We start from the raw sequence: 4,920 nt of genomic DNA on the forward strand, positions 1-4,920 counted from the left end.
GCTGTTGATTTTCGATAACCACAACTTCTCGTCCTTGCTTCGCAAATCCAAGAGCAACAGCAGCACCAACCATACCACCGCCTATGACCGCAACTTCATACTTTCTCATTCGTTCTTAACCATGGCAACTTGAAGAAAATTTATTGTACGTTTTCATCAGGATAATGTAACCCTTATCGTACAACTTCATTAACCACCTTATATCGCTAAAAAAGCGCAGTATTATCATTTTATCTAATCACTAGTCAGTCGGTTTTGAAAGCAGTACAATACGCCGCTTGCCGCCATGACAGCCTTGCATAGGTGTATTTGGGCGGAGAAACACTGGGCGATTTGCTCCCTTATTTTAAACTAACGATCGAGCGAACAGAAATGAGCAAGAAACTACTAATCAAAACATGGGGCTGTCAGATGAATGAGTACGATTCATCGAAAATGGCAGACCTGCTGAACGCAGCCAATGGCTACGAACTCACCGAAGATCCAGAAGAGGCAGATGTACTGCTACTCAATACTTGTTCTATTCGTGAAAAAGCCCAAGAGAAAGTATTCCACCAGCTTGGTCGTTGGAAGACCCTTAAAGATAAAAAAGAGGGCGTTGTTATCGGTGTTGGCGGCTGCGTTGCCACACAAGAAGGTGATCATATTCGTCAACGCGCACCGTTTGTTGATGTCATCTTCGGCCCACAAACGCTTCATCGACTGCCACAAATGATCGCTTCTTCCCTCTCAAATGAAGCGCCGGTTATGGATATCTCTTTCCCAGAAATCGAGAAATTCGACAATCTTCCTGAGCCTCGTGCAGACGGCGCGACCGCATTCGTTTCTATCATGGAAGGCTGTTCAAAATACTGCACTTACTGCGTTGTACCTTACACTCGTGGTGAAGAAGTGAGCCGTCCAATGGATGATGTTCTGTTTGAAGTGGCTCAACTGGCTGAACAAGGTGTTCGCGAAGTCAATCTGCTTGGTCAAAACGTAAACGCATATCGTGGCCCACAGCACGATGGCGAAATCTGTTCGTTTGCAGAATTATTGCGCCTTGTTGCGTCTATTGATGGCATCGACCGTATTCGATTTACTACCAGCCACCCGCTTGAGTTTACTGACGATATCATTGCCGTTTATGAAGACACGCCAGAGCTGGTTAGCTTCCTCCACTTACCCGTTCAAAGTGGCAGTGACCGTATTCTCACGATGATGAAGCGTCCTCACACGGCGATTGAATACAAGTCGATCATTCGTAAGCTACGTAAAGCGCGTCCAGGTATTCAAATTAGCTCTGACTTTATTGTGGCCTTCCCTGGTGAAAGTGATAAAGACTTCCAAGATACGATGAAGCTTATCAAAGAAGTGGATTTCGATATGAGCTTTAGCTTTATCTTCTCTGCTCGCCCAGGAACACCCGCAGCGGATTACCCTTGTGATCTTCCAGAGCAAACGAAAAAAGATCGTTTATGGGAATTACAACAGCAGATCAACAGCCAAGCCATGCGCTTCTCTCGTCTGATGCTAGGTACCGAGCAACGTATTTTGGTTGAAGGGCCATCGAAAAAGAACCTAATGGAACTTCGTGGACGTACTGAAAACAGCCGCGTAGTCAACTTTGAAGGTTCTGCTGATCTCATCGGCCAGTTTGTTGATGTGAAGATCGTTGATGTCTTTGCCAACTCTCTGCGTGGCGAATTAGTTAGAACTGAGAATGAAATGGATCTTCGCAATGTGATGTCTCCTTCAGAAATGAAAGAAAAGACCCGCAGAGAAGATGAACTAGGTGTAGCGACTTTCACACCATAAGCTAAAATGTCAGAAGAAGCCTGATGTGGATTAGGCTTCTTTTTCATTACTAAACGGTGAGGCAACATTGAGCAATAAAATTGTGACGCTAGAGATCAATCTAGAACCTTCAGATAACCGCCGACTAGCCAGTTTATGCGGTCCTTTCGATGACAATATCAAGCATTTAGAACGCAGATTGGGCGTTGAAATAAACCATAGAAACAATTTCTTTACCATTGTGGGTAAGCCCCATACAGCCGCAGCCGCAATGGATATTATCAAATCTCTTTATGTCGACACCGCTCCGGTACGTGGCAATATTCCCGACATTGAACCTGAACATATTCATCTCAATGTGAAGCAATCAGGTGTTCTTGAGCAAACGACTGAACCGACACTAGAACATGGCAAAGAAGTCTTCATTAAAACCAAAAAAGGGGTGATTAAGCCTCGTACGCCAAATCAAGCGCAGTATTTAGTGAATATGGTCACCCACGACATTAGTTTTGGTATCGGCCCTGCTGGTACAGGGAAAACTTACCTCGCTGTTGCTGCTGCTGTGGATGCCCTTGAGCGACAAGAGATCCGCCGTATTTTACTGACACGTCCAGCGGTGGAAGCGGGTGAAAAGCTCGGTTTCCTTCCCGGTGACCTAAGCCAAAAAGTGGACCCTTACTTGCGCCCGCTTTACGACGCTTTGTTTGAGATGCTTGGCTTCGAGAAAGTTGAAAAACTGATTGAGCGTAACGTTATTGAAGTCGCCCCCCTCGCCTATATGCGTGGCCGTACTTTAAATGATGCCTTCATCATTCTCGATGAAAGTCAGAATACGACCGTAGAACAAATGAAAATGTTCTTAACCCGTATTGGTTTTAACTCTCGTGCCGTTATCACCGGCGACGTCACACAAATTGACTTACCGCGTGGGGCACGTTCAGGCCTTAGACACGCCATCGAAGTGCTCAATGAAGTGGACGAGATTAGCTTTAATTTCTTCCTCTCTGATGATGTGGTTAGGCACCCTGTTGTTGCCCGAATCGTCAATGCTTATGAGAAGTGGGAAACACAAGATCAGAAAGAACGCAAAGAAATTGAAAAACGTCGCCGTGCAGAGCGAGAAGCACTCAATACCGAATCAGCGCCTCTCGTCAACAATCAAGCATCACCTGAAATCAAAGAGCCCAAATAAACATGACAATTGAATTGGACCTGCAACTGGCCGTTAAAGACGAGCAAGGCCTACCAAGTGAAGCCGATATTCATCTCTGGTTAAGCAAAGCTGTGACAAATTTTCAGCAACAAGCGGAAGTGACCATTCGCATTGTCGATACTGAAGAAAGCCAAGAACTTAATCATCAGTACAGAGGCAAAGACAAACCCACTAACGTGTTGTCCTTCCCGTTTGAAGCGCCTCCAGGCATTGAACTCGATCTACTCGGTGACCTCGTCATTTGTCGCCAAGTCGTTGAGCGCGAAGCAAAGGAGCAAAATCAGCCCGTTTTTGCACACTGGGCGCATATGGTTGTACATGGTAGCTTGCATCTGCTAGGTTATGATCATATTGACGATGCTGATGCTGAAGAAATGGAAGCGTTAGAAGCAGAAATTTTGCAATCAATGGGGTTTGAAGACCCTTATAAAGATGAAAAACTGAGTTAAAATACCATCATCGCCAAACAATTTGGTTTGCCTTTAAGAAACAGTCGAAGGCAATTATGTGCGCTATCACACTTTTGGTAGCAATATAGATATGAGAAGCAATGAACGAAGGTAATCCTCCCTCTTCGCCGGAAGGTAAAAAAGAAAAGGCCGAAGGTCCGAGTAGAAAGTCCTTTTTAGGACGTCTTGGACAACTTTTTCAAACAGAGCCCAAAGATCGCCAAGAGCTGGTTGATGTAATAAGGGACTCTGAAGAAAACGATTTAATCGACCATGATACACGCGATATGCTTGAAGGTGTTATTGAAATATCTGAAATGCGAATCCGTGACATCATGATACCTCGGTCTCAAATTGTCACGGTAGAAAAAAGTGACGATCTTGATAAACTCGTCTCCTTGATAACCGATGCACAACACTCTCGGTATCCAGTGATCAGCGAAGACAAAGACCATGTAGAGGGAATACTTCTCGCCAAAGACTTACTCAAGTATTTGGGCTCTGAAAGTGAAACCTTTGCAATAGAAGAAGTTATTCGTCCAGCGGTTGTTGTTCCTGAAAGTAAACGCGTTGACCGTTTGCTTAAAGAGTTTCAAGAAGAGCGCTACCACATGGCGATTGTCGTCGATGAGTTTGGCGGTGTATCTGGTCTTGTGACTATCGAAGACATTCTCGAAGAAATCGTCGGTGAGATTGAGGATGAATTTGACGACGAAGAAGAAGTGGATATCCGTAAACTGAGTAAACATACTTTCTCAGTCAAAGCCCTAACCACCATTGATGAGTTCAATGAGACTTTCCAAACTAGCTTCAGTGCCGATGAAGTGGATACCGTAGGAGGACTTGTCATGAGCACCTTGGGACACTTGCCTTCGCGTGGTGAAGTCGTTGAAATCAACCATTATGCGTTTAAGGTCTCGGCTGCTGATAACCGACGTGTACTGCAACTTCAAGTCACCGTACCCGATGAAGAACCGCTTCCTCAACCGACGGAAGAATAATCCAACCTCGCTTTTCGAGAATATTGATAGATGACTAATCACATTATTCATCGCCTACAGCGGCCTTTAGGGGCCGTTTTTGTTGGCGCTTTAACCACATTGGCTTTTGCTCCTTATCAAATTTGGCCGCTGGCTATCATTAGTCCGTTGTTACTTTTAGCCTTACTCCAAGGGCAGTCATCCAAACAAGGCTTTTTTATTGGTTATGCTTGGGGAATCGGCTTATTTTCCACCGGTATCAGTTGGGTCCATATCAGTATTGATGTCTTCGGCGGCATGCCCAAAATAGCGAGCCTGTTTTTGATGGCGCTGCTGGTGGGCTATCTTGCTCTATACAGTGGTCTGTTCGCTTGGTTATTAAACCGCTACTTTCCTCTGGTCAGTCGCCATCGATTTATCCTAGCCGCGCCTGCTTTATGGCTTCTTACCGATTGGCTACGCGGTTGGGTAATGACTGGCTTTCCATGGCTATGGCTAGGCT

5 protein-coding genes and 1 pseudogene are annotated in these 4,920 nt (G+C 45.2%); 5 read left to right on the forward strand and 1 reads right to left on the reverse strand.

Annotation, left to right across the window (positions count from 1 at the left end; all coding sequences use genetic code 11):
- A partial coding sequence (locus ACP45E_RS05335) for an FAD-dependent oxidoreductase (protein WP_141707236.1) occupies positions 1 to 109 on the reverse strand: 109 nt, incomplete at its 3' end.
- Between the two features lie 263 nt (positions 110 to 372).
- On the opposite strand from ACP45E_RS05335, the gene miaB reads away from it, so the two are divergent.
- From miaB to lnt, 5 genes and pseudogenes are all read left to right on the forward strand, one after another.
- The gene (gene miaB / locus ACP45E_RS05340; protein WP_026026747.1) at positions 373 to 1,797 is read left to right on the forward strand and encodes a tRNA (N6-isopentenyl adenosine(37)-C2)-methylthiotransferase MiaB; all 1,425 of its coding nucleotides are present in this window, start codon (positions 373 to 375) and stop codon (positions 1,795 to 1,797) included.
- Positions 1,798 to 1,864: 67 nt separating this feature from the next.
- The gene (locus tag ACP45E_RS05345; RefSeq protein ID WP_026026748.1) at positions 1,865 to 2,968 is read left to right on the forward strand and encodes a PhoH family protein; all 1,104 of its coding nucleotides are present in this window, start codon (positions 1,865 to 1,867) and stop codon (positions 2,966 to 2,968) included.
- Positions 2,969 to 2,970: 2 nt separating this feature from the next.
- Entirely contained in the window at positions 2,971 to 3,438 is a 468-nt protein-coding gene (gene ybeY / locus ACP45E_RS05350) for an rRNA maturation RNase YbeY (protein WP_017034693.1), read from the forward strand.
- Positions 3,439 to 3,539: 101 nt separating this feature from the next.
- Entirely contained in the window at positions 3,540 to 4,439 is a 900-nt protein-coding gene (corC, locus tag ACP45E_RS05355) for a CNNM family magnesium/cobalt transport protein CorC (protein WP_017034694.1), read from the forward strand.
- Positions 4,440 to 4,469: 30 nt separating this feature from the next.
- Positions 4,470 to 4,920: pseudogene (gene lnt / locus ACP45E_RS05360) on the forward strand (apolipoprotein N-acyltransferase); the annotation flags it as partial.

The sequence above is a fragment of the Vibrio genomosp. F10 str. 9ZD137 genome (assembly GCF_049974785.1).
Lineage (GTDB): Bacteria > Pseudomonadota > Gammaproteobacteria > Enterobacterales > Vibrionaceae > Vibrio.